The organism is Celeribacter sp. SCSIO 80788 (genome assembly GCF_051054295.1).
Classification (GTDB): Bacteria; Pseudomonadota; Alphaproteobacteria; order Rhodobacterales; family Rhodobacteraceae; genus Celeribacter.
The window spans coordinates 2,466,041-2,489,555 of the sequence record NZ_CP150482.1; the positions used below are offsets into that span (position 1 = coordinate 2,466,041).

At 61.8% G+C, this 23,515-nt stretch carries 24 protein-coding genes; 12 read left to right on the top strand and 12 right to left on the bottom strand.

What is annotated here, in order from left to right; translation table 11 throughout:
* Position 1 precedes the first annotated feature (1 nt).
* Entirely contained in the window at positions 2-364 is a 363-nt protein-coding gene (locus V1471_RS12355) for an AtpZ/AtpI family protein (RefSeq protein WP_434289139.1), read from the bottom strand.
* A gap of 230 nt (positions 365-594) precedes the next feature.
* Here V1471_RS12355 and V1471_RS12360 point away from each other — a divergent pair, with 230 nt between their 5' ends.
* Entirely contained in the window at positions 595-927 is a 333-nt protein-coding gene (locus tag V1471_RS12360; RefSeq protein WP_434289141.1) for an ArsR/SmtB family transcription factor, read from the top strand.
* A gap of 202 nt (positions 928-1,129) precedes the next feature.
* On the opposite strand, the gene V1471_RS12365 is transcribed toward V1471_RS12360, so the two are convergent.
* From V1471_RS12365 to V1471_RS12375, 3 genes are all read right to left on the bottom strand, one after another.
* Positions 1,130-2,029, bottom strand: a complete 900-nt coding sequence (locus V1471_RS12365; protein WP_244906085.1) for a DMT family transporter — start codon at positions 2,027-2,029, stop codon at positions 1,130-1,132.
* A 156-nt stretch (positions 2,030-2,185) separates the two neighbouring features.
* Positions 2,186-3,088: a LysR family transcriptional regulator gene (locus V1471_RS12370; protein ID WP_434289143.1), complete on the bottom strand. Its 903-nt coding sequence runs from the start codon at positions 3,086-3,088 to the stop codon at positions 2,186-2,188.
* Positions 3,089-3,155: 67 nt separating this feature from the next.
* Positions 3,156-3,950: a hypothetical protein gene (locus V1471_RS12375; protein WP_434289145.1), complete on the bottom strand. Its 795-nt coding sequence runs from the start codon at positions 3,948-3,950 to the stop codon at positions 3,156-3,158.
* A gap of 289 nt (positions 3,951-4,239) precedes the next feature.
* Here V1471_RS12375 and ffh point away from each other — a divergent pair, with 289 nt between their 5' ends.
* From ffh to rpmE, 10 genes are all read left to right on the top strand, one after another.
* Positions 4,240-5,751: a signal recognition particle protein gene (gene ffh / locus V1471_RS12380; RefSeq protein WP_434289147.1), complete on the top strand. Its 1,512-nt coding sequence runs from the start codon at positions 4,240-4,242 to the stop codon at positions 5,749-5,751.
* Between the two features lie 2 nt (positions 5,752-5,753).
* Positions 5,754-6,296, top strand: coding sequence for a GNAT family N-acetyltransferase (locus tag V1471_RS12385; protein ID WP_434289149.1), 543 nt, complete (start codon positions 5,754-5,756; stop codon positions 6,294-6,296).
* An 88-nt stretch (positions 6,297-6,384) separates the two neighbouring features.
* The gene (locus V1471_RS12390; RefSeq protein WP_434289150.1) at positions 6,385-6,681 is read left to right on the top strand and encodes a chorismate mutase; all 297 of its coding nucleotides are present in this window, start codon (positions 6,385-6,387) and stop codon (positions 6,679-6,681) included.
* A gap of 46 nt (positions 6,682-6,727) precedes the next feature.
* On the top strand, positions 6,728-7,117 hold the full coding sequence (gene rpsP, locus V1471_RS12395; RefSeq protein ID WP_434289151.1) for a 30S ribosomal protein S16: 390 nt from the start codon (positions 6,728-6,730) through the stop codon (positions 7,115-7,117).
* A 200-nt stretch (positions 7,118-7,317) separates the two neighbouring features.
* Positions 7,318-7,965, top strand: a complete 648-nt coding sequence (gene bluB / locus V1471_RS12400; RefSeq protein ID WP_434289153.1) for a 5,6-dimethylbenzimidazole synthase — start codon at positions 7,318-7,320, stop codon at positions 7,963-7,965.
* 30 nt (positions 7,966-7,995) lie between these two features.
* Complete coding sequence (rimM, locus tag V1471_RS12405) at positions 7,996-8,502, top strand: ribosome maturation factor RimM (RefSeq protein WP_434289155.1); 507 nt, start codon at positions 7,996-7,998, stop codon at positions 8,500-8,502.
* A 149-nt stretch (positions 8,503-8,651) separates the two neighbouring features.
* Positions 8,652-9,506: a tRNA (guanosine(37)-N1)-methyltransferase TrmD gene (gene trmD / locus V1471_RS12410; RefSeq protein ID WP_434289156.1), complete on the top strand. Its 855-nt coding sequence runs from the start codon at positions 8,652-8,654 to the stop codon at positions 9,504-9,506.
* A 63-nt stretch (positions 9,507-9,569) separates the two neighbouring features.
* The gene (locus tag V1471_RS12415; RefSeq protein ID WP_434289158.1) at positions 9,570-9,953 is read left to right on the top strand and encodes an acyltransferase family protein; all 384 of its coding nucleotides are present in this window, start codon (positions 9,570-9,572) and stop codon (positions 9,951-9,953) included.
* A 250-nt stretch (positions 9,954-10,203) separates the two neighbouring features.
* Positions 10,204-10,578 (top strand): 50S ribosomal protein L19, encoded by a 375-nt coding sequence (rplS, locus tag V1471_RS12420; protein WP_434289159.1) that lies wholly within the window; start codon positions 10,204-10,206, stop codon positions 10,576-10,578.
* A gap of 11 nt (positions 10,579-10,589) precedes the next feature.
* Positions 10,590-10,811, top strand: coding sequence for a 50S ribosomal protein L31 (gene rpmE, locus V1471_RS12425; protein ID WP_434289161.1), 222 nt, complete (start codon positions 10,590-10,592; stop codon positions 10,809-10,811).
* A gap of 70 nt (positions 10,812-10,881) precedes the next feature.
* Here rpmE and V1471_RS12430 read toward each other — a convergent pair whose 3' ends face one another.
* The gene (locus V1471_RS12430; protein WP_434289163.1) at positions 10,882-12,669 is read right to left on the bottom strand and encodes an OmpA family protein; all 1,788 of its coding nucleotides are present in this window, start codon (positions 12,667-12,669) and stop codon (positions 10,882-10,884) included.
* Between the two features lie 225 nt (positions 12,670-12,894).
* On the opposite strand from V1471_RS12430, the gene V1471_RS12435 reads away from it, so the two are divergent.
* A complete protein-coding gene (locus V1471_RS12435) occupies positions 12,895-13,707 on the top strand; it encodes a division plane positioning ATPase MipZ (protein ID WP_434289165.1) in 813 nt (270 codons plus the stop codon).
* Positions 13,708-13,721: 14 nt separating this feature from the next.
* Here the strand turns inward: V1471_RS12435 and V1471_RS12440 are convergent, their stop codons facing one another.
* The 7 genes from V1471_RS12440 to V1471_RS12470 all read right to left on the bottom strand — a co-directional run bounded on the left by V1471_RS12440 (position 13,722) and on the right by V1471_RS12470 (position 23,302).
* Complete coding sequence (locus V1471_RS12440; RefSeq protein WP_434289167.1) at positions 13,722-13,994, bottom strand: hypothetical protein; 273 nt, start codon at positions 13,992-13,994, stop codon at positions 13,722-13,724.
* Positions 13,995-14,107: 113 nt separating this feature from the next.
* Complete coding sequence (locus V1471_RS12445) at positions 14,108-15,061, bottom strand: glycosyl transferase family protein (protein ID WP_434289169.1); 954 nt, start codon at positions 15,059-15,061, stop codon at positions 14,108-14,110.
* A gap of 16 nt (positions 15,062-15,077) precedes the next feature.
* Complete coding sequence (locus tag V1471_RS12450; RefSeq protein WP_434289170.1) at positions 15,078-17,714, bottom strand: molybdopterin-dependent oxidoreductase; 2,637 nt, start codon at positions 17,712-17,714, stop codon at positions 15,078-15,080.
* Positions 17,714-18,952 carry an NAD(P)/FAD-dependent oxidoreductase gene (locus tag V1471_RS12455; protein WP_434289172.1) on the bottom strand — a complete coding sequence of 413 codons (1,239 nt, stop codon included), beginning with the start codon at positions 18,950-18,952 and terminating at the stop codon, positions 17,714-17,716. Before V1471_RS12455 ends, V1471_RS12450 begins: the two co-directional genes overlap by 1 nt.
* Positions 18,953-18,956: 4 nt before the next feature.
* The gene (locus tag V1471_RS12460) at positions 18,957-20,657 is read right to left on the bottom strand and encodes an ABC transporter ATP-binding protein (RefSeq protein ID WP_434289174.1); all 1,701 of its coding nucleotides are present in this window, start codon (positions 20,655-20,657) and stop codon (positions 18,957-18,959) included.
* Between the two features lie 5 nt (positions 20,658-20,662).
* On the bottom strand, positions 20,663-21,757 hold the full coding sequence (locus V1471_RS12465; RefSeq protein ID WP_434289176.1) for an ABC transporter permease: 1,095 nt from the start codon (positions 21,755-21,757) through the stop codon (positions 20,663-20,665).
* Positions 21,758-21,934: 177 nt separating this feature from the next.
* Positions 21,935-23,302, bottom strand: coding sequence for a CmpA/NrtA family ABC transporter substrate-binding protein (locus tag V1471_RS12470; protein ID WP_434289177.1), 1,368 nt, complete (start codon positions 23,300-23,302; stop codon positions 21,935-21,937).
* Positions 23,303-23,515 lie beyond the last annotated feature (213 nt).

The following is a 23,515-nucleotide window of genomic DNA, read 5'->3' on the forward strand; positions in this document are numbered from 1 at the left end:
TTCAATCCCTCTCATCACGTGCGGGCGTCCCCGCGTTGTCGTCTTCGGCCGCCTTCTGTTCAGCGACCTGTTGTTTTTCAATGTCCCGCGCGGTGCGCATCATCGTCTTGACGCCGGCCGCGAGACCAAATCCGATAAACAGCACGAGGAAAAGGGGCGTTGTCCCCAACAGCTTGTCCAAGCCGAACCCCATGCCGAAGCCGATCAGAAGACCGGCCACAAGTTCCGTCACCATCCGCCAGGCCATATTGGCCTGGGAAAAGTGCTCTTCGCCGCGGGAGGTTTTCGGCTTTTGCGCCTCTTTCACCTTTGCGATCCGATCTTCCAGAGCGCGCAAACGCCCGGGATCATGCGGCTCGGTCATGGTGAAAGGCCCCCTTGGTCACTTGCGGGCAAGCTATGCGGGGGGGGATTTAGAGTCAACGCGGAATTGACCGCGCAGAGAAAAGCTTAATCATCTGTTTATATTGAGTATTTTCCCAACAAAGGAAACCCGGGCGCGCCACCTGCCAGGCCGTTAGCGCAAAAGGCTCGCGTTTTCGTTATTCAACCAAACGGTTGACCAAACCCGCGCGCGCGCCTATCGGCAAAGGCATGACACATGATCTCGACCTCATCTTCGCAGCGCTCGGAGACCCGACCCGTCGGGCCATCCTGTCGATGCTTTTGGAAGACGACATGGCGGTCACCGATGTGGCCGAACCGTTCGAGATGTCTCTGGCCGCGATTTCCAAACACCTGACGATCCTGACCCGCGCCGGTCTCATCGCGCAGGAGAAACGCGGCCGGGTGAAATGGTGCAAGCTCGAACCCGACGCCATGCGCGCCGCTTCGGTCTGGATGCAGGGCTTCGGTCAGTTCGAGGAAATCGATCTGGACGGGCTGGAGCGGTTTCTCGAGCGGGAACTGCGACCGGATCAGCCATAGCACAAAAGAAAGACGCGCCGCCTGAGGCCGCGCGTCCTTACTTGGGGAGGGGCCTTGTGAGCGGATCAGAAGACGAAGCTCAGGATGGCTCCGACCACCACGACAAGACCGACCAGATAGATGATGCTGTGCATTGCGATTTCCTCTCTTTGACTTGAGAGGACAACGCACAAACCCGTGATTTCGTTCCCGCCCCCGCGCCTCAACCCTCGTGTTCGAGCAGCAGATAGAGCGCCAGAATGGTCAGGCCGATGCCGCCGAACACCAGCGCGGGCGGCGTGCCGTGGCCCAGAGCGATTTCCCAGATGATCACCCAGGACGGCACGAGATAGGTGTAAGCCATGACCTTGGCCGCCGCCAGACGCACGGAGGCATAGGCCAGAAGCGTCGCCGTCGTGGTCGTGGCGAACACCGTGATATAGCCCAGCGCGATCCAGACGATGGCCGGAAGATGCGCCCAGTCGGTCGCCAGCACGTCTTTCCAGCCGAAAAGCAGGATGACGAGCGAGGCGGAGGCCAGCACGAAGAAGGTGAAGACCAGCGTGCGCTCGCCCCGGTGCAGGCGCGGCACCAACGGGGTGTAGATCGCATGCGCCACGACACCGATGAAATAGAGCGCCTCGCCGCGTCCGACATGGAAGGCCAGAAGCGCATGGATATCGGCGCGGAAGATCACCCAGAGCGCGCCCGCCGCCCCGATGGCCAGCGCCATGGCGATGCGGCGCGTGGTGATCTGGCGCATGATCAGATAGCCGAACCCCGCCGCCAGAAGCGGCGTCAGGGTGAAGACGGCGGAGGCGGAGACCGGTTCGGCGGTTTTCAGGCCGACGAACATCATCACAAAGTAAAGCGCGAAAATGCCGCCAAGGATCAGGTAGCGCCAGGGCTGACGCGTGGCCTCGCGCGGGATGCCGCCCGTGGCCATGGCCATGATGCCGACAAAGATCGTCGCCGCGACGAAGCGCACCCCGTTCAGCGCCAGCGGCGTAATCTCGTTGGCCGCCATGGAGCCCAGCGAGAACGATCCGGCCACGAGACAGGAAAAGGTGAGCATGGCCAGATGGCCATTGCGGCGGTCGGCGGCGGTCGCGTCATGGGGCACGGGGGGAACTCTTTTGAAAACGCTATGGATCGTGCTCCCTTAGCGCCCATGGCCCGGAAGGTCCATTGCGAGCATCCGCACAGGACAAAATCGTTTTCGCGGCTTTCCGGGGCACCCGACCTGCGTTTGCCCAGTCTGCGATTGCCCGGTCTGCGATCACCCGACCTGCGAACAGGGCCATTCGCGCGAGCGCGCCTTGAGGAAGGTCAGGAAGGCCTGCACCTTCGGCGTGCGGTGCAGATCGACATGGGTGACGATCCAGTTCTGACTGTCCCAATCGGGGCTGGGCGGCAACACCTCGACGAGATCGTCGCGCTGCCCGGCCTGCCATGTCGGCATGAATCCGGCGCCCGCGCCCGCACAGATCGCCTCGGTCATCACCTCGACATCGGAGGTGCGGAAGGCCAGCCGGTCGGCGGGCACATGTTCGTTGATCCAGACCATGAAAGGCGCGCGCGAGCTCGGGTCGTCGAGCGACACGAACCGCAACTCATGGGCAAGCTCTTCGCCCGTCGCCTGCGGCATACCGTAGCGCTCGATATAGGTCTTGTGGACGTAGAGCGCATAGGCCTGACGGTGGAACGGCTGGACCACGTTATCGGGTTCCTGCGGCGGACGCCCGGCCCGGATCGCCACATGCGCCTCGCCATATTCGAGCCGGAACAACCGCTCGCCGGTCAGGTAGCGCACATTGAGGCCCGGGTGTTCGAGCTGAAACTCGGAGAGCACCGGCACCAGAAGCGCCCCCATCCCCGGCAGCGAGGTCACGACCAGCTCGCCCGCCACCTCTTCGCCACGGCCTTTGATCCGGGAGACGAGCTGCGAGAGCTGATCGTCGGTGGTTTGCGCGACCTTCAAAAGATCCATCCCCGCCTCGGTCGGCGTATAGCCGCGAGCGTGACGCTGGAACAGTTTGACGCCAAGGCGCTGTTCGAGACTGTCGATATGGCGGATCACGGTGGCGTGGTGCACGCCCAACGCCTGCGCGGCACCCGACACGGTGCCCATTTTCGCGACCTGAAAGGCCGTGCGGAATTCATCCCAGTTTTCGACGGACATCTCAGGCCTCATGTGCAGAGAAGAACGGTTTGTGCCGATCATCGAGATGTCTGTTCGGAATTACAAGCTATTTTGCCGCAACCGGGTTTCTTAATTCCGCCCACCCCTGCGCGGCCTCGGGCAAATCGCCCGCCCATTCCTCGGCCAAGGCCTGCCGCTCCGCCTCCAGCAACGCCTCCAGCGTCGCGATCCGATCCCCCCGCCCGCGCATGTGATCCTGAAACCGGTGCGAATGCAGGATCGTCGGCACCGCATCCAAGGGCTCCCAGGCATCCAACACCGTCACACGGCGCAGGTTGAATTCCGGCGGCAAGACGTAATAGCGCAGATCGCTTTCCCACAGGAGATCCTTCAAAATGATCTGATCGCGCTCCACCGTCTCATCGACAAAGAACCGCGCCGCCCATTCCGCCAAAAACGCCAACATCGCCTCGGACCGCCGATAGAGAAACACCCCCGAATTGTGCTGCGGAAAGGCATAGGGCGTCTGATGATCCCGCCCCTGCCGGATCAACCCCCAGTCGCGCCGCACATCATGGGTCAGCGCGCATTCGAACCGCTCCAGCACATCGAAGAGATCGCCCAGCGGCGCGACAAACAACGTGTCGCTGTCGACGTAAAGCGTGCGCTCGAACCGCGTCTCCGGCATCGCCCGCAGTTTCTCGCGCGCATGCATCCGTGCCTCGACCCGCACCTGATCGAACAGCCCCTCGGGCAAAAGCTCCGGCACATCCGTCACCAGATCGATGGCCAGATCCGGCTCCACCGCCCTGAGGCTCTCGGCCGATTGCACCGCCAGATCGACATAGTCCGGCCCGCTCGCCACATATAGCACACCGCGCGTCACATCTCGCTCCCCCATTGCCCCTCCGCTCTTTGGTCCGCAGAAGCTAGAGCAATTCCCCGCCAAGGCCAGCCCTCACCTTATATCAACGCGCCGCCCAAATGCCGCATCGCACTTGACTCCCTTCCCGCGCACGCGTAGAGACCCGGCAACATCCCGGAAAGCACCATGCCTTCCGGTCCTCAGGCTATATGCCAGGATCGCCCTCCGTCAGCGCGTTGCGCCCACGGAGGTCAAACCGCATTGGCCTTTTAAACTCACCGCTCCGTGCCCACATGGAGCAAATCGCAACAAACGGGAGACACCCATGTTTGAAAATCTGTCCGAACGCCTCTCCGGCGTCTTCGACAAGCTCACCAAACAAGGTGCCCTGTCCGAAGACGACGTCAAAACCGCCCTGCGCGAAGTCCGCGTCGCTCTGCTTGAGGCCGACGTCTCCCTTCCGGTTGCCCGCGATTTCGTCAAAGCCGTGGGCGACAAGGCCACCGGCCAGGCGGTCACCAAATCCGTCACCCCCGGTCAGCAGGTCGTCAAGATCGTTCACGATGAACTGGTCCATGTCCTCGCCGGTGACGAAGGCGAGATCGGCACGCTCAAGGTCGACAACGCCCCGGCCCCGATCCTCATGGTCGGTCTGCAAGGTGGCGGTAAAACCACCACCACTGCGAAACTCGCCAAGCGCCTGAAAGAGAAACAGGGCAAACGCGTCCTGATGGCATCGCTCGACATCTACCGTCCTGCGGCCATGGATCAGCTCAAGGTCTTGGGCGAACAGATCGGCGTCGACACCCTGCCAATCGTGCCGGGTCAAACCGCCGCCGACATCGCCCGCCGCGCCAAGCAACAGGCGACGATGGGCGGCTATGACGTCTATATGCTCGACACCGCCGGGCGTCTGTCCATCGACGACGCGCTGATGGCCGAGGTCGAAGAGGTCAAAAAGATCACCACGCCGCGTGAAACGCTTTTGGTGGTCGACGGTCTCACCGGTCAGGACGCCGTGCACACCGCCGAGAACTTCGACGGGCGCATCGGCATCTCCGGTGTCGTGCTGACCCGGATGGACGGCGACGGTCGCGGCGGTGCGGCGCTCTCCATGCGCGCGGTAACCGGCAAGCCGATCAAATTCGTCGGTCTCGGCGAGAAAATGGACGCGCTCGAAGAGTTCCACCCGGAGCGTGTCGCGGGCCGTATCCTCGGCATGGGCGACATCGTGGCCCTCGTCGAGAAGGCGCAGGAAACCATCGAGGCCGAACAGGCCCAGCGCATGATCAAGCGCTTCCAGAAGGGTCAGTTCAACATGAACGACCTGAAGATGCAGCTTGAGCAGATGCAAAAGATGGGCGGCATGGAAAGCATCATGGGCATGATGCCGGGTATGGGCAAAATGGCGAAACAGGTGCAGGACGCCGGTTTCGACGACAGCATCATCAAGCGTCAGATCGCGCTTGTGAACTCCATGACCAAGAAAGAGCGCGCCAACCCGGCGCTCCTGCAGGCCTCGCGCAAGAAACGCATCGCGGCGGGCGCGGGCATGGACGTGTCCGAGCTGAACAAGCTTCTGAAAATGCACCGTCAGATGGCGGACATGATGAAGAAGATGGGCAAGATGGGCAAAGGCGGCATGCTGAAACAGGCTGTGAAAGGCATGTTCGGCAAAGGCGGCCCGCAGGGGCTCGAAGATATGGACCCGGCGAAAATGGCCGAAGCCACCAAGGCGCTGCAAGGCGCGATGCCCAAGGGCATGGGCGGCCTTCCGGGCCTCGGCGGCGGCATGAGCCTGCCGTCCAATCTCTCGGGGCTTGGGAAGAAAAAATAATCATGACCCTCGCTCCCACCATAGAAACCCAGCGCCTGCGGTTGCGCGGCCATGTCGAGGCGGATTTCGATTCGTTTGCCGACATGTTCGCCTCGGACCGGTCGCGCTTCATGCACGGCCCGCTCTCGCGGCGTCAGGCATGGTTTGCGTTCTGTGGCGACGTGGCGCAATGGCCGTTGTTCGGCCATGGTGCATGGGGTGTGGAACGTCTGGACGACGGCGCCTTCATCGGTCAGGTCGCCTTGAACAAACCGCCGCATTTCCCGGAGCTGGAGCTTGGCTGGTTCGTCATGGACGGGTTCGAGGGCAAAGGCTACGCGTTGGAGGCCGCCACGGCCGCCCGCGATTACGCCTATGTCGAGATGGGGCGCGACACGCTTGTGTCCTATATCGACGCCGCCAACAGCCGCTCGATCGCTTTGGCCGAACGCATGGGCGCGGAACTGGACGAGATGGCTCAGACGCCCGACGGCGAGGCTTGCCTCGTCTACCGTCACCCGACGCCCGACGCGTTGCAAGACGGCGGCATGGAGGCTTACGCATGAGCCTTTCGAACCGCCTCCTCTCTACCGAAATGTGCCCGACAAAAGTCCGACACAAATCCGACGCTTTGCAGACAGGGGAGTTGCGCCCATGAACGAGACCCAGAAACGCGCCGCCGAGATCCTCAAGGAGCATCGCGAAAGCATCGACCGGCTCGACGCGATCCTCGTCTACACGCTGGGCGAGCGCTTCAAACACACGCAGGCCGTGGGGAAACTCAAGGCCGAAAACGATCTTCCGCCGTCGGACCCGGCGCGCGAAGAGAAACAGATTGCCCGGCTCGAGGAGCTTGCCGTTGCCGCAGACCTCGACCCGGAATTCGCAAAAGCCTTCCTGAAATTCATCATTCGGGAAGTCATCCACCACCACGAAAAACATCAGGAATGACAGGGGCTTAGCCTCTGAAAAATAGCTAGTATCAGGAGAAACAACCATGGCTATGAAAATTCGTCTCGCCCGCGGCGGTTCCAAAAAACGCCCGTTCTACCGCATCGTTGCCACCGATTCCCGCATGCCGCGCGACGGTCGCTTCATCGAGAAACTCGGCACCTACAACCCGCTCCTGCCGAAAGACAGCGAGCAGCGCGTCCAGATGGACATCGACGCCGTGAAAGCATGGCTCGAAAAAGGCGCCCAGCCGACCGACCGCGTCGCCCGCATGCTCGAAGCCGCTGGCGTCCTTGAGAAAAAAGAACGCAGCAACCCGAAAAAAGCCGTCCCGGGCAAAAAAGCCCAAGACCGCGCCGAAGAGAAAGCCGCGAAAGCTGCCGAGGCCGCTGAAGCTGCTGCTGCTCCGGCTGAAGAAGCTGCCGCTGAAGAGTAAGCGCACCGGGCCTCTGGCCCCGCGCGTTTCGTCCTCTTCCGGGCGCAGGCATTCTGCCTGCGCCTTTTTCCGTAGGGCTTTATCTGTGTGCAATAAAACAAGGGATTGCTGCATCCTACGATTTGCGCACAATCAAAGTTGACCCCGGTTTAACCCGTTATGGTGCTTATATCTCTGAGCAAATACAGGGCAATAAAGACATGACCAAACCTGCTGCACTCGGGCAGTTCTCTGCCGCTTTTCGTAACGATTTTGCCGAACTTCTGCGCTGGCGCCGGGATGTGCGCAGCTTCCGCACCGATCCGGTCGACGACGCGGCGCTTGCCCGTTGCCTTGACGCGTTCACCCTGGCCCCTTCCGTCAGCCTGTCGCAACCCTGGCGCATCGTGGCACTGAGCAGCGAGACCGCACGAACCGCTGCGCTCGAGAATTACAAGACATTCAACGCCGCTGCCCTGGCCGGAACGGAAGGTGAGGCGGCACAGAGCTTTGCCTCGCAAAAGCTCAAGGGGCTCGAGGACGCACCGGTACAATACGCAGTCTTCAGTGACGAAAGCGCGACCCACGGCCATCCGCTCGATCTCTCGGCGATCCCCCGTGTGCTCGAATATTCCGTCGCCGCCGCGATCATGCAATTCTGGCTGGCCCTGCGCGCCGAGGGTATCGGCCTTGGCTGGGTGTCGCGTCTAGACCAATCCCGGCTCAAGGCCGATCTCGATCTGGCGCAAAGCTGGACCCTTGTCGGTTATCTCTGCGTCGGCTATCCGACACAGGACAGCGCACTGCCGGAGCTTCAGGTTCAAGGCCATGAAGAGCGTGCCGCTTGCCCCGTGGTTCTGGAGCTGTAAGCTGTCGCAGAAATGGACAGCGAGCAAAGCATGAGTGACACGCGGATCATCGTCGGAGCCATCGCGGGCGCCTTTGGCGTCCATGGCGAGGTGCGAATCAAGAGCTTCTGCGCCGATCCAGAGGCCATCGGGGAGTATTCCCCGCTGACCTCAGAGGATGGTACGGAATATGTCCTGACCCTAACCCGTGCGATCAAGAACGGCTTTGCCGCAGAGATCGAAGGGGTCGAGACCAAGGAAGAGGCGGACGCCCTGCGTGGCGTGACGCTTTATGCCGACCGCACGCATCTGCCCTCCCTGCCCGACGACGAATTCTACCATGCCGATCTGATCGGGCTCACCGTGCTCGACACCGGCGGTGCGGTGCTCGGCACCGTGCGCAACGTGCTGAACCACGGTGCAGGCGATCTTTTGGAGGTGCAGGGAGCGGACCTGAAGACCCCTGTTCTCCTACCCTTCACGCTGCAAAACGTGCCAACGGTCGATCTGGCCTCGGGTCGGATCATCGCGGACCCGCCGGACGGTCTGTTCGACTGATGTCTCCCCGATCTGCCGGGGATGGTGCGGTGTTTTCGACGTTTCATCGCTCTGACTTGCATGGCAAAACCAATATCGCGCAGAGGGATGCGATCATTTCTCCTGCCCAGCACATTTCCAAGCCATGAGCCCCAAGGCTATATGAAGCTATGAACGACGATTCGATCTCAACCCCACCCGTTGACGCGCCTCAGCCCCCTGCGGCCCGGTCCCATGGCCGTCTGGCCGTGCGCCCGACGCTCAAACCGCGCGAGCTGATGACAAATACACCGGACATCGCGGGCGTGTGGAAGGCGAAGGTGATCACGCTGTTCCCCGGCGCTTTTCCCGGCGTTCTCGGCGAAAGCCTGACCGGCAAGGCGTTGCAGGACGGCACATGGCAGCTCGAACCCATCCATTTGCGCGAGTTCGGCGAAGGCAAGCACAAGAATGTCGACGACACGCCCGCAGGCGGCGGCGCTGGCATGGTGATCCGACCCGACGTGATGGGCAACGCCATCGATTTCGCAATGAACGGCGTGCCACCGGACCGCAAGGAATGGCCTCTGGTGTATCTGTCGCCCCGCGGCAAACGCTTCGATCAGGCGACAGCGAAACGCTGGTCACAGGCACGTGGCATCACGATGATCTGCGGGCGGTTCGAGGGCGTCGATGACCGGGTTCTGTTTCACTACGGGATCGAGGAGGTCAGCCTTGGCGATTTTGTCCTGACCGGCGGCGAGATCGCAGCGCAGGCGATGATCGACGCCACGGTACGGCTTTTGCCCGGTGTGTTGGGCAATGCCGAAAGCGTCGAGGAAGAAAGCCATTCGAACGGCCTTCTGGAGCACCCGCAATTCACCCGCCCCGCCGAATGGCGCGGGCTGCCGATCCCGGAGGTTCTCATGTCCGGGCACCATGGCAAGATCGCCGAATGGCGCCAGAAGATGGCGGAGAAGATCACCCGGGAGCGTCGCCCGGACATGTGGGCAGCCTACGAGGCAGGTCGCGAACCGGACGAATAAGCCGCACTCCAAACCGCATCAGCGTCAAAACATCACAGATGACAGCTCTGTACAGATCGGCACTTGCCCGGATACGGGTCTGCGCCTAGCCTCGCCCTGACCTATCGCCTGATGTGCCAACCGGCGCTCGGGGTCGTGGTTGCCGGGGCATGGCGTGGTTATCGCGGGCCGGTCGGCTGGCTTTTGGGCTGTCGCGCCGCGCAATTCATCAGCAAGATCAGCTACGGCGTCTTCATGTACCATCTGGCAATCTGGTGGGCGATGGGGCAGATCGGCTCCTCGCTCTATAACACAGGCCCGCTGCCGTTCTTCGCCATGACCGCGCTGAGCCTTCTCGCGGCCACCCTGTCGTGGTATCTTATCGAAGAACCGATTTCGCGATTGAAACGGCGGTTTCCGACCGTGCGGTCCGGTCGCGAGATCTTGGCCGCTGAAACCGTCGCATAAGACTTGCATTCTTGGGCATTTAACCCTAGAAACCGCGCGTCCGGGGTCGAGATTCGATCAACCGGGCCTTTTCGTTTTGTCCGGGCCTGTTCTTCGACGCCCGATCCGACATCCGGAAAGACCAAAGCAAAGACGACCTGAACCCTCCGGCGGGCATCCCCTATGGGACAAGATGGACCCGATCGAAGACGCGGAGCTCTGAGGCGATTGAAACTTCGTGGCATACCACGAGCAAATTGGAGTGTAAGCGATGGATCTGATCGCACAGCTTGAAGCCGAGCAAATCGCAGCTCTCGGCAAAACCATCCCGGATTTCAAGGCCGGTGACACCATCCGCGTCGGTTACAAAGTGACCGAAGGCACGCGCACCCGCGTGCAGAACTACGAAGGTGTCTGCATTTCCCGTAAGAACGGCAAAGGCATTGCCGGTTCCTTCACGGTTCGCAAAATTTCCTTCGGTGAAGGCGTTGAGCGTGTGTTCCCGCTCTACTCCACCAACATCGAATACATCGAGGTTGTGCGTCGCGGCCGTGTGCGTCGTTCGAAACTGTACTACCTCCGTTCGCGTCGCGGCAAATCCGCCCGTATCGCGGAAGTCGCCAACTACAAGTCGCTCGAAGCCTGAGGATCGTCACGATGAAAACCGATATCCATCCCGACTACCACTTCATCGACGTCAAAATGACCGATGGCACCATCGTGAAAATGCGCTCCACCTGGGGTTCGGAAGGCGACACCCTGTCGCTCGACATCGACCCCTCGGTGCACCCGGCCTGGACCGGCGGCAACTCCCGCCTGCTGGACGCCGGTGGTCGCGTTTCCAAATTCAAAAACAAATACGCTGGCCTCGGCTTCTAAGCCTCCGCCCGTATCTGATATGCAAAGGCCCGCCCTCTGGCGGGCCTTTTCGTTTGCCATGCCTCACGCCTTACTGCGCGGCGACCTCGGCCAAAAGCGGCGTGATCACCCGCACCGCAGCGCGGCGATTGCTGCGGTCGGCCTCGATGGTCTGAACCTTGAGGTAACGTTCGCCATAGCCCTGAACGACCATGTTTTCCGGCGGCACGTCGAAATACTCCGTCAGGGCGAGAGCCAGACTTTCCGCCCGACGATCCGACAGTGCAAGGTTCATCGTCGCAGCCCCCACGGCGTCGGTGTGGCCCTCGACCAAAAAGACCTCACGCGGGTTGGCGGCAATCGCCTCGCGCATCGCCCGCCCCAGAGCTGCAAGCTCTTCGGCTTCAGAGGGCGAGATCGCGGCGGAGCCACTGGCGAAGGTCACATTGGTCAGCTCAATCTCCGGCGCCAGCTCCCGCACCGCGCGGATGGAACGGATCTGGTTCAGAGAAAAGCGACGGTTCAGCGCCTCAGACTGCGCCTGACTGGCGGCCAATGCGGCCCGGAGCGCGTCTTCGTCCTCGGTATAGGTCACGGATTTCTGCGGCGTATCCGGCAGGGCCGTCACATCGACCGCCTCAATGGCCTGCGTGTCATCGAACAGCACAACGCGCGTGCCATCGACCAGCACACGCTCACGGCGCAGCACCCGACCGTCGGCGGAGCGGATCGTCACAACCTCGCTGCCGTCCTCGCGGTTCAGCGTGGTGCGGGTCGAGCCATCGTTAAACCGTTCCGTCGTCACCTGAGAACCCGGCTGGCGCAACAGCGCGTCGTCATTCTTGAGCACGCGCAATTGACCGTCGCGCTCAACGATCACCCGATCACCGGTGTTGGCCACGACCTGATCGTTATCGGCGAGCACATTGCCAATGACGGCGGCGCCCACGGCCCCGATCAAGAATTTCTCGAGATTGGACAGGCCCTCGTCGTCCTTCTCACTCTGTACCGTGGTCCGATTGGCGAATTCCTCACTGGAGGCGCGCGAGGTTTCGCGGGTCACGGTTTCGGTTTCGACCTCGATCTCCTGTCCGGTCTCAGCGGAGACCGCCGCAGCCGGAGGCGCGAGCGCCTCTTCCTCCGCCGCCTGTGCCGCCTCTTCTTCGGCCTGAGCCTTGAGCACCTCCTCCGTCATCTCGACGGCCTCGGCTTCGCCTGCATCGGTCGGGATAAAAACCCCTTCGGCGTCCTCGGGAAGCTGCGGCTTGAGCTCTGCATCGGTCATCTCGTCGGTGACAGGATTGTCCGCCATCGGAGCCATCTCCTCATCCGTGGCTTCTGCGGTCTCGCCCGGTTCAAGCGGTTGCATTGTGACGTCACCGCCCGTTTCAACCTCTTCCGCCGCAAGCGCCTCTTCCAGCGTCTGGGTCGAGTCACTCTCGGTCACATCTGGCACAACCGTTCCCATTTCCGGCGCCGCTTCAGGAGCCGCCGTCGTCGCCTCCTCGTCAGCAGCAGGCATATCCTCCGCCAGTTGATCCGCCAGAGCGTCCTCTTCGACGACCTCCTGGTGCTCAAGGTCGGCAGCCGCCTCTTCGCCCACGGTCGCGGGGGCGGTTTCCACCTCCTCGCGCGGCGCGGCGATGCCAAGCGCCTCATAGGCCTCAACCGCACTGACGATACGGCCATCTTTCAACATCACCGTGCCCTCTTCGGTCATACAGGGCGGCAGAATGTCGCTACAGGCTTCCAGCACCATGTTTTCCTCCACCATGCTTTCCTCCATCGCCTGCGCCTCCTGCGCCAAAGTGGGGGTGCTCAAGCCGAGGCCAATGAGGCCGAAACCGGTGGCGGCCGTGCTCATAATCATACGTTTCATGTGTCTTCTCCCAGAGTGATGCGGCACTCAAAGGGCCGCACATGTCCCGTCTCAACGCATGAAACCGCAAATTCGTTGCCATATCCGCATCGCAACACTGCGAAACGGATCGAGGAAACCGGGCGAAACGCTCTTGCACGGCAGCGAAAAACATCGTCATACAAGGTCGCAAAGAGACAACACACGCAGCGCAAAAGCGCGCGGACAGAACGGGAAATTGGGAACGTGGCGCATATCATCATCGTCGGCAACGAGAAGGGCGGAGCGGGGAAATCGACCGTCTCCATGCATGTGGCGACGGCTTTGGCGCGGCTGGGCCATCGGGTCGGCGCGCTCGATCTCGATCTGCGGCAAAAGACCTTTGCCCGCTATCTGGAAAACCGCCTGAGCTATTGCCTGCGCGACGGGATCGAGCTTCCGACGCCGGACTATCGCGACCTGCCGCAAGTCGATGCCGACGATCTGGCCGAAGGTGAGAACATTTACGACCGACGCCTGTCGATGGCCGTCGCAGGGCTGGAAGAGACCTGCGACTTTATCCTGATCGACTGCCCCGGATCGCACACCCGGCTGTCGCAGGTGGCGCATACCCTCGCCGATACGCTGATCACGCCGATGAACGACAGTTTCATCGATTTCGACCTTCTGGCGCGGGTCGATCCGGACAGCAACAAGATCCTCGGCCCCTCGGTCTATTCGGAGATGGTCTGGAACGCACGGCAATTGCGGGCGCAGGCCGGGCTCAAGCCCATCGATTGGGTCGTACTCCGTAACCGTCTCGGCGCGCAGCAGATGCACAACAAGAAAAAGATCGGCGACGCGCTCGACGAGCTGTCGAAACGCATCGGCTTCCGCGTTGCTCCCGGGTTTTCCGAACGGGTGATCTTCCGGGAACTGTTCCCGCGCGGGCTGACGCTTTTGGATCTCAAGGACATCGGTGTCAAATCGGCGATGAACATTTCGAACGTCGCCGCCCGTCAGGAATTGCGCGACCTGATGAAAGAGCTGAATCTGCCCGGCGTCGCGGTCGATTTCTGATCGCGCAGCCGACCTTAGCCCATCCGATCCAGACGGCGCAGGAACGCGTCGCCTTTCTGACGCGTCACCATGTGGCGCTCGCCGGGCACACTGCGGGAGACGGTCTCGGCGAGCGGCGTTCGGCTGGGCGCATTGTGCGCCGCCCGGCCACGGCGCTGCCAGATCAACAGGGCAACGGCCAAAATCATCAGACCAAGCCCAACGGCCATGAGTGTCACCTGAGCGCGGGCGTCGAGCCCGGCCAGCACTTGCACCCAAAACGCCTTCACCTGCATGACGATGTCCATCGCAAGATCTCCACAAACCTCCGGTTAACCGCGACTATCCCCCCGGAAAAAGGCAGCATTCCGGCCAGCCTGTGGTCAAAGCTGTGAAATTTCGTGATGCTCGCAAGACAGGGTTAACGTGACCGCGCCCGCCAGAGCGCCCCGGCCCGTTCTACGGGGTCGATTTCCCCTAAAGTCTCCAGCGCCAGAGACGCCGTGGCCAGCACGATCGCCTCCGCAAAAGGATCGTCGAGCGCCCCGCCCCAAAGGGCCGCAAGACGTGAGAGATCGGTCTCGCCATCGTTAAGCCTGCGCACATCCTCATGGGCCGGTGGCACGAGCCCCTCCCACCGCAGACCGTCCCGCAGTCCGAAGACCTGAATGTCCTTCGACGGATTGCGCTCAAATTCTCCACCGCCGCCTTTGATCACCGACAGGGATTTCAGGTCCAAAAGCGCCGAGGCATCCGCCTGCAATTCCCGATACGGCGGGTGAAACACGCCCTGAACCGAGGCCCCTGCCCCACCCGGATTGAGCATCCGCGCCACGGTATTGAGACAGGAGCGAAGGCCGAAGACAGCGCGCAGTTGCAAGAGGTGCAGAAGCTCCGGCGAGAAATTTTCCAGCGGCAGATAGGCGATGCCCTCTGTCGCCATCACCTCGCGCGCATGATCCGGACTGTCGCAGGAGGTGATCCCCGCATAGGGCATCCCCTCGCGCACCAGATGACCACTTTCGCCCAGCCCGTTCCATCCATGCATCAGGACCTTGTAGCCGCCTTCCGCCACAAGCCGCGCGGACAAAAGGAACCACGGCAGGCCCCGCGTGCGGCCCGCCGCATAGGACGGCCAATCGAGATCGGGCTCCGGCACGGTCACAAGCGTTTCGCGCAGCGCGCGCGTGAAGCCCGCAATCTCCTCAGGCACTTCGCCCTTCATCCGCATCAGCATCAGCATGGCACCGACGCTTTCGGGCGCGGCCTCGCCCCGGAGCACACGCGCCATGGCCTCATGCGCCTCGTCATAGCTCAGGGATCGGGACCGGCCCGGGCCACGGCCCAAAATCCGAACGAATTCGGCAATGCTCATCGGGTGTCCCCTCGGTTCACTCTGCGGCTTCGCGGCCCTTGAGCCGTTCGATCAGCGCCTTGATCTCGGGCCGGCAGGAGCCACAATTCGTGCCCGCCTGCAACGCCTCGCCAATCGCTTCGACCGTCATCAACCCGCGTGTTTCAATCGCGGACAGAATAGTGTTCACACCCACATTGAAGCAAGAGCAGAGCACCGGCCCCGGATCGGGTTGATCGGCGGGGGATTTGCCCGACAGCACCATCGGCGCCTCCTGCCCCGGCAGATGCGTCAGGTAATCGCGCATCACCGCGACCGGTTGGCGCGACACGAAAAGCGCGGCTTGCAACACGCCGTCCTTGTGAAAGGCGATGCGCGCGGTGCCTTTGGCCGGATCGAGCATGGTCTGAACATCTACATCGGCCAGATCGAACAGCTGGCGTGCCGCTTCGATCCAATCTTCCGGCGTCTCGCGCCCGGCCAATTCCATACGGTAACCCGCGTAGGTTTTCGCCTGCGCCCAATACTCCGCATCGGCGTTCACCGGGGTTTGCGAGATCGCAAAGCCATACCACGCCGCCTCAAACGGTTTGATCTGCGCCACCGCAGCCTTGCTCTCTGGCTGGCCGGAAACCGGGTCCGTCACCGCGGCCACAAGCGCGTCGATCCGTGCGGCGGGGGCGTTTTCGCCGGTCCAGTGCATCGGCGCGAAAATCTCGCCAGGGGCGATCCGGTCGGTGATCATGGCGCGCAGGATCGCCTTGCCATTGGGCGACGTCACCTCAACGAGAGAGGTCGGCCCAATGCCACGGGCGCGCGCATCCTCCGGGTGAATCTCGATGAACGGCTCGCCCAGATGGGCATTGAGACGCGGCGCGCGGGCGGTGCGGGTCATGGTGTGCCACTGATCACGCACCCGGCCGGTGTTCAGCCGGAACGGATAGCGCGGCTCGGTTTTGGCCACGGGGGGCTTCCACGACACGGGCAGCATCCGGGCCTTGCCATCGGGGGTATAGAATTTGCCGTCGGCAAAGAAACGACCGCCCTGTTTGCCATCGGACAACGGCCAGCGGGTCGGCTCCAGCGCGTCATATTCGGCGTCCGACAGGTCCTTGAGACCGGAGATGTCGAAATCCTTGCCAAAGCCGCCAGCGATGCCGGACAGGGCCGCATATTCGCGGAAAATCTCGGCGGGGCTCTCATAATCGAAAGCCGCGCCATAGCCCATCAGACGCCCGACCTCGGCCAATTGCCACCAATCCGGGCGCGCATCGCCGGGGGCGGGCAGGACGATGCGTTGTCGCGAAATGATCCGGTCGGAATTGGTCACCGTACCGCTTTTTTCGCCCCAGCCGGTGGCGGGCAACAGCACATGGGCAAGGCGCGCCGTATCGGTCGCCTCGGTGATGTCGGAGACCACGACGAAATCGCAGCCCGCAATGGCCTCGCGCACCTTGTCGGCGTCCGGCATGGAGACCGCAGGGTTGGTATGAAGGATCCACAGCGCCTTGATCTTGCCCTCGCCCACGGCGCGGAACATGTCGACGGCTTTGAGACCGGCCTGTTCCGGGATGACTGGGGCGGACCAGAAATCGCCGACGGCCTTGCGATGATCGGCGTTTTCAATATCGAGATGACAGGCCAGCATATTCGCCAGCCCGCCGACCTCACGCCCCCCCATGGCGTTGGGCTGACCGGTGACGGAAAACGGCCCAAGCCCCGCGCGCCCGATGCGCCCCGTGGCGAGGTGGCAATTGATAATCGCATTGACCTTGTCGGTGCCGGAGGAGGATTGGTTGACGCCTTGGGAGAAGATCGTCACGACCTTTTCCGTACCGCACCAAAGCGCATAGAACTCAGCCAGAAGATCGTCCGACAGGCCCGTCACGGAGAGATCGTCGGCCTTGGCGGCTTCGATGGCCTCATCGAGACCCGTGACATGTTCGGCGAACTCCCGGTCGATCAAGCCACGCTTTTCGATCTCAGCCAAAAGCCCGTTGAACAGCGCCACATCGGCCCCCGGTTTCACCGGCAGATGCAGGTCCGCCAGATCGCAGGAGGCGGTGCGGCGCGGGTCGATGACGACGAGCTTTTGCTCCGGGCGTTTCTTGCGATTGGCCAGAATGCGTTGATAAAGCACCGGGTGGCACCATGCGAGGTTCGACCCGGTGAGCACGATCAGATCGGCCTCATCAAGGTCCTCATAGGTACCGGGAACCGTGTCGCTGCCAAAGGCGCGTTTGTGTCCGGCCACAGTCGAGGCCATGCAGAGGCGCGAATTCGTGTCGATATTGGCCGAGCCGATGAAGCCTTTCATCAGCTTGTTGGCGACATAGTAGTCCTCGGTCAGGAGCTGGCCGGAGACGTAGAAGGCCACGCTGTCGGGGCCATGTTCGGCGATGGTTTCGGAAAACGTGCGCGCCACAAGGCCCAGCGCCGTGTCCCAATCCGTGTCCGTGCCATGGACGCGCGGGGCCAGAAGCCGCCCGTCGAGCGAGACGGTTTCTCCCAGAGCCGTGCCCTTGGAACAGAGACGCCCGAAATTCGCCGGATGGCTTTTGTCGCCGCGCACATCGAGGCCGCCCTGCCCGTCCGGGCCCAGAACGACACCGCAGCCGACCCCGCAATAGGGGCAGGTCGATCGGATCGCACAGCTGGATTTCGGCGCTTTCATCACATCACCTCCAAAACCGGTGCCGCAGCCGCTTCCTGATAGGCCGGACCGAAAATCAGCATGTCCCGCATGTCGGAAATATCGACGCCGTCGCGGATCAGGTTGAAGAACCAGCCGCCGTCATCCGTGTCGCCATACATCACCGTTCCCACAAGTCGCCCGTCTTCGATCACAAGACGCTTGTAGATCGCGGCTTGCGGATCGGAATAGGTGATGCATTCGCGGCCCTGCGCCTCGCGGAAATCGCCGGCGGAGAAAAGATCGCAACCGGTGACTTTGAGCTTGGTTGAGACATCCTTGTTGACGAAGCTCGCGGGCAGATCGCGGAGCGTCTTGGCCAACACCTTGGCCTGATCGAAAAGCGGAGCAACGAGGCCGAAGACCTGCCCGTCATGTTCGACGCATTCACCCAAGGCAAAGACATCGGGAGCGCTGGTCCGCAACTGGTCATCCACAAGAATGCCGCGCTTGGTCTCAATACCGCAGGCGCGGGCCAGAGCGATGGAAGGCCGAATGCCCACGGCCATCACCACGAGATCGCAACAGAGCATGCGCCCATCGTCCAGAAGAAGGGCGCGCGCACGGCCCTCGTCATCTGCGATGATCTCTTTCGAATTGGCACCACAGATCACCTCGATGCCGCGCGCCTCCAGCGCGTCCTGCAACAGACCCGCCGCCTGTGCGTCGAGCTGGCGCTCCATCAGGTGATCGGCGAGATGCACCACGGTGACATGCGTGCCGCGCGCGGCCATGCCTGCCGCCGCCTCAAGCCCCAAAAGCCCACCGCCGATCACAACGGCACGCCCGTTCGGTTTTTTAGCCAAACGGATCATCTCTTCGGTGTCCTCAAGATCGCGATAGGCAATGACGCCGGGCATCTCATGGCCGGGAAGCGGCACGATGAACGGCGTCGAGCCGGTGGCGATGACCAGCTTGTCATAGGGGACTTCGCCGCGCTCGCCAAAGACGACCCGGTGCTCCGGATCAATCCGGGTCACGCGTTCGCCAAAGCGGCAGCTCACGCCATGGCGGGCATACCACGCATCGTCATGGGTGACGATCTCGTCATAACGAAGCTCCCCCGCCAAGACCGGCGACAGCATGAGCCTGTTATAGGTCCCGCGCGGCTCCGCATTGAAAAGCGTGATGTCGAAGGCCTCGGGAGCCTCGTTGATCAGATGATCGAGAAGCCGCCCCGTGGCCATACCCGCACCGATGATGACAAGCCGTTCCGCCATATCTTTACTCCGCCGCGATGGCCTTCGGGTCAGACTTTTTTTCCGAAGACGTCTTCGGTTTCGCCCCGTGCTCATATTCCTCAAGGAAATCGAGCACTTCCTGCCGGTAGGCATAGTAATCCGGGTGCTCCAGAAGCGCCTTGCGGGTGCGCGGACGCGGCAGGTTCACTTCGGTGATTTTGCCGATCGTCGCCTGCGGCCCGTTGGTCATCATCACAACGCGGTCGGCCAGAAGGATGGCTTCGTCGACATCGTGCGTGACACAGATCGCGGTCACTTTCGTGCGCTCCCAGACCTCCATCAGAACCTCCTGCAACTCCCAGCGCGTGAGACTGTCGAGCATGCCGAAAGGCTCATCAAGCAGGAGAAGTTTCGGCGACAGGGCAAAGGCGCGGGCGATGCCCACACGTTGCCTCATGCCGTTGGACATTTCCGAGGCCGGCTTGTCCATAGCGTCAGCGAGGCCGACCCTTTCAAGATAATATTCAATGACGTCCTGCCGCTCGGATTGCGACGCGCCGGGATAGACCTTGTCGACACCAATTGCCACGTTCTCCTTTGCTGTGAGCCAGGGAAACAGGTTCGGCGACTGGAACACCACGGCACGCTCCGGATCGGCGCCACGCACCTCGAACCCATCGAGTTTGATCGCACCTTTCGAGATGTCGTTAAGCCCGGCCGCCATGGTCAGAACTGTGGATTTGCCACAGCCCGAATGCCCGATCAGCGAAATGAATTCGCCCCGGTTCAGTTTCAGGTTGAAGTCCTCCACAACGGTCAGCGGCCCTTTCGGGGTCGGGTAAATCTTGTGGAGACCTTCAAAGGTAAGGAATCTCTGCTCGATAAGTCCCTCTTGTGCTTTCTCCACCGCCGCGGGCACCTTTTGGTTGTGAATCGCGGTGATCCCCGGCAGCTGTTTGAGTCCTTCCGCCTTGGCTTCAATGCCCACATCCATGAGATAATTGGTCACGGCCGCGCGCAGGTGGTGGAAGGTCTCGTCATGGTTCATCTCGGTCCGGTCACGCGGACGCGGGATGTCGACCTTGAACTCTTCGCCAAGCGTCCCGTCGGGATTGAGCGCGATGATCCGGTCGGCCAGAAGGATCGCTTCATCCACATCGTTGGTGATCAGAACGCAGGTCTTCTTGTCGGCGTCCCAGATATGTTCGATCTCGTCGGCAAGGTTCGCCCGCGTCAGCGCATCGAGCGCAGAGAGCGGCTCGTCGAGCAACAAAACCTCCGGGTTCATCGCCAGAGCGCGGGCCACGTTCACACGTTGGCGCATGCCGCCCGAAAGCTCCGCCGGACGGCGCGTTTTGGCGTGGCTCAGCCCCACCATTTTGACGTAATGATCGACTTTTTCCTGTTGTTCGGCCTTGGAAAGCCCCGGAAAAATCGCATCCACGGCCAAGGCGACGTTTTGATCGACGGTGAGCCACGGCATCAGCGAATAGTTCTGAAAAATCACGCCGCGCTCAGGACCGGGGCCGGTCACCGGCTGGCCTTTGAATGTCACGGAGCCGGTGGAGGGCGTGTCGAGCCCGGCCATCAGATTGATCAGCGTGGTCTTGCCGGAGCCGGAGAACCCGAGGAGCACAAGAAACTCGCCCTCCTCGACCGAAAGATTGATGTTTCGGAGAACTTGGGTGCGGTGCAGCCCCTCACCATAGCCCTTGGACACATTGTCGAATGTCAGGAAACCCATGTCGATCACCGGTTGTTCGTGAAGGTGAAGAGGGATTGCAGCGCATACATCACGCGGTCCAGAAGGAAGCCGATGATGCCGATGGTGAGCACGGCGACGATGATTTTCGCCAAGGATTGCGAGGAGCCGTTCTGGAATTCGTCCCAGACAAATTTGCCAAGCCCCGGGTTCTGCGCCAGCATCTCAGCGGCGATCAGCACCATCCAGCCCACACCCAGAGACAGACGCAGACCGGTGAAGATCAGCGGCAGGGCGGAGGGCAGCACGAGCTTGGTGATCTTGGACCAGGTGCCCATTTTCAACACTTTGGAGACGGAGACGAGATCTTTGTCGATCGACGCCACTCCGAGAGAGGTGTTGATCAGCGTTGGCCAGAGCGAGCAGAGCGTCACGGTGATGGCCGACACAAGGAAGGATTTCGCGAATAGGCCATCGTTGGTTGTATAGAGCGCGGAAACCACCATGGTCACGATCGGCAGCCACGCGAGCGGCGAGACCGGTTTGAAGATTTGCACCAGCGGGTTGATCGCGGCGTTCGCGTAAGGAGAAAGCCCGGCGAGAATGCCCAGCGGAATGGCAATCGCGGAACCGATCAGGAAGCCGAAGAAGACGGTTTTGATCGAGGTCCAGATTTGTTCGTAGTAAGACGGCGAACCGGTGTAGGGAATGTCCTTCACCTTATCCATCTCCCCCGCCGCGATGTATTTCGCGTTGCGCGCTTCGACGCGCTCAAGGAAGGCGGCTTTTTTCTCGGCCTTGGCAATCGCATCGTGATGCAGGTTCACCGCTTCTTCCCAAACTGCGGAAGGGCCGGGGATCGCGCCCAGAGAGGTCTGAACCTTCGGCGCAAGCGCGCCCCAGAGCATCAGAAAGCCGACGATGGCCAGAACCGGCACGCCCAAAAGTTTCCAGATTTCCTTGGCTTGCGCTTTCGGGTTGTCACCGGCGAGCGCTTTGAGGATCGGCGTCATCCAGGAGAGGCCCAGAACCTGAAACCAGGCGTCGGCCTTGTTGATCCGGGTGAAACGTTTGGCGCGACGATCCTCGCGGGCCTTGCGGGCGGCCTCGGCGTCGAGCGCTTGGGGGTCGATGGCGGTCATGGCGGGATCCTCGCATCAGAGGGTGGAAAAAAGGCGGGGCACAAAGGCCCCTTGAGGGAGACTGGGGTCCCGGTCGTTGCATGATGGGGAGCACGCCGGGATCTTGTTATCGTTTTTCAGGGCGGGCGAAGCGTCTGGGCTCCGCCCGTTCTGCGACATATGTCAGGCGGGTCGGGCTCAGCCTTTGACTTCGGTGCCCACGACCACTTGCTCGCCTTTCAGGCCGATCGGCAGGCTGTCGAGATAGGCGTTCGGCGCTTTGCCGTCATAGGGGATGCCGTCGATGATATCCTCGGCAGGCGTCGGCGCTTTGTAGCCGTCGCTGTCCCAGGGGAAGTCGGCCTCATTCGCCAGCCCCTCGTCCACGAGCAGACGCGCGGCTTCGAGGTAAATCTCCGGCTTGTAGACGGATTTCGCCACTTCATCATACCAGCTGTCCGGCTTGGCCTCCGCGATCTGGCCCCAACGACGCATCTGGGTCAGGTACCAGACGGCATCGGAGTAGAACGGGTAGGTCGCATTGTAGCGGAAGAACACGTTGAAGTCGGGAACGTCGCGCTTGTCGCCTTTTTCGTACTCGAACGTGCCGGTCATGGAGTTCGCGATGACCTCCGGATCGGCGCCCACATAGTCCGGGCGGGACAGAATCTCGACGGCTTCCTGACGGTTGGCGTTGTCGTTCTCATCGAGCCACATGGCCGCACGGATCAGCGCCTTGGTCACGGCAAGCGTGGTGTTCGGATACTGCTCGGCGAACTCGGCGGTGATGCCAAACACTTTCTCCGGGTTGTTTTTCCAGAGCTCATAGTCGGTGATGACCGGAACACCGATGCCCTTGAACACGGCCTGCTGGTTCCACGGCTCACCCACGCAGTAGCCATAGATCGTACCGGCCTCCAAGGTGGCAGGCATCTGCGGCGGGGGCGTCACGGACAGGAACACATCCGCGCCGATCTGGCCGGTGATGTTCTCGGGGGAATAGTAGCCCGGATGCAGACCACCAGCAGCCAACCAGTAGCGCAGCTCGTAGTTGTGGGTCGAGACCGGGAACACCATGCCCATGTTGAAGGGCTTGCCTTCGGATTTGTATTTCTCAACGACCGGCGCGAGGGCGGAGGCGGAAATCGGGTGTTGCACTTTCCCGTCCGCATCCACGGGGATGTTCGGTTTCATCTCTTCCCAAACCTCGTTCGACACGGTGATGCCGTTGCCATTCAGGTCCATGGAAAACGGCGTGATGATATGCGCTTCGGTGCCAAACCCGATGGTTGCGGCCAGCGGTTGACCGGCCAGCATATGCGCGCCGTCGAGCGTCCCGTCGATCACACCATCAAGGAGAACCTTCCAGTTCGCCTGCGCTTCGAGCGTCACAAAGAGGCCTTCGTCGTCAAAGAAGCCCTGTTCATAAGCCACCGCGAGCGGCGCCATGTCGGTCAGTTTGATGAACCCGAAGGTCAGCTGGTCTTTTTCCAGATCGAGCATCTCGGCCCAACCGGGGGCTGCGAGTGCCGTCGTGGCCGCGAGGCCGAGAAGAAGCTTTTTCATCCGTGTGTCCCTGTTACGATGAAAATACAAAAAAGCCGCCGATAGACCGCCAGGGAGGAGAAGGGGCGATCTATCGAGCGGCTTTGCTCGGTGTCCCGATCACCGGGACTATCATGCATCTGTCCCGATCATCGGGACGGAATTTCGTATCGCGGCATCGTTGCCTTGCGATACCCCACATATGCCGGGAATCACGCTGCGGACGCAAAGCCT

What these genes read in the sequence shown, in the direction of transcription:
- V1471_RS12355 (WP_434289139.1), bottom strand. Translation starts at nt 364, where the DNA reads ATGACCGAGCCGCATGATCCCGGGCGTTTGCGCGCTCTGGAAGATCGG.
- V1471_RS12360 (WP_434289141.1), top strand. Translation starts at nt 595, where the DNA reads ATGACACATGATCTCGACCTCATCTTCGCAGCGCTCGGAGACCCGACC.
- V1471_RS12370 (WP_434289143.1), bottom strand. Translation starts at nt 3,088, where the DNA reads ATGTCCGTCGAAAACTGGGATGAATTCCGCACGGCCTTTCAGGTCGCG.
- V1471_RS12375 (WP_434289145.1), bottom strand. Translation starts at nt 3,950, where the DNA reads ATGGGGGAGCGAGATGTGACGCGCGGTGTGCTATATGTGGCGAGCGGG.
- ffh (WP_434289147.1), top strand. Translation starts at nt 4,240, where the DNA reads ATGTTTGAAAATCTGTCCGAACGCCTCTCCGGCGTCTTCGACAAGCTC.
- V1471_RS12385 (WP_434289149.1), top strand. Translation starts at nt 5,754, where the DNA reads ATGACCCTCGCTCCCACCATAGAAACCCAGCGCCTGCGGTTGCGCGGC.
- V1471_RS12390 (WP_434289150.1), top strand. Translation starts at nt 6,385, where the DNA reads ATGAACGAGACCCAGAAACGCGCCGCCGAGATCCTCAAGGAGCATCGC.
- rpsP (WP_434289151.1), top strand. Translation starts at nt 6,728, where the DNA reads ATGGCTATGAAAATTCGTCTCGCCCGCGGCGGTTCCAAAAAACGCCCG.
- bluB (WP_434289153.1), top strand. Translation starts at nt 7,318, where the DNA reads ATGACCAAACCTGCTGCACTCGGGCAGTTCTCTGCCGCTTTTCGTAAC.
- rimM (WP_434289155.1), top strand. Translation starts at nt 7,996, where the DNA reads ATGAGTGACACGCGGATCATCGTCGGAGCCATCGCGGGCGCCTTTGGC.
- trmD (WP_434289156.1), top strand. Translation starts at nt 8,652, where the DNA reads ATGAACGACGATTCGATCTCAACCCCACCCGTTGACGCGCCTCAGCCC.
- rplS (WP_434289159.1), top strand. Translation starts at nt 10,204, where the DNA reads ATGGATCTGATCGCACAGCTTGAAGCCGAGCAAATCGCAGCTCTCGGC.
- rpmE (WP_434289161.1), top strand. Translation starts at nt 10,590, where the DNA reads ATGAAAACCGATATCCATCCCGACTACCACTTCATCGACGTCAAAATG.
- V1471_RS12430 (WP_434289163.1), bottom strand. Translation starts at nt 12,669, where the DNA reads ATGAAACGTATGATTATGAGCACGGCCGCCACCGGTTTCGGCCTCATT.
- V1471_RS12440 (WP_434289167.1), bottom strand. Translation starts at nt 13,994, where the DNA reads ATGGACATCGTCATGCAGGTGAAGGCGTTTTGGGTGCAAGTGCTGGCC.
- V1471_RS12445 (WP_434289169.1), bottom strand. Translation starts at nt 15,061, where the DNA reads ATGAGCATTGCCGAATTCGTTCGGATTTTGGGCCGTGGCCCGGGCCGG.
- V1471_RS12450 (WP_434289170.1), bottom strand. Translation starts at nt 17,714, where the DNA reads ATGAAAGCGCCGAAATCCAGCTGTGCGATCCGATCGACCTGCCCCTAT.
- V1471_RS12455 (WP_434289172.1), bottom strand. Translation starts at nt 18,952, where the DNA reads ATGGCGGAACGGCTTGTCATCATCGGTGCGGGTATGGCCACGGGGCGG.
- V1471_RS12460 (WP_434289174.1), bottom strand. Translation starts at nt 20,657, where the DNA reads ATGGGTTTCCTGACATTCGACAATGTGTCCAAGGGCTATGGTGAGGGG.
- V1471_RS12465 (WP_434289176.1), bottom strand. Translation starts at nt 21,757, where the DNA reads ATGACCGCCATCGACCCCCAAGCGCTCGACGCCGAGGCCGCCCGCAAG.
- V1471_RS12470 (WP_434289177.1), bottom strand. Translation starts at nt 23,302, where the DNA reads ATGAAAAAGCTTCTTCTCGGCCTCGCGGCCACGACGGCACTCGCAGCC.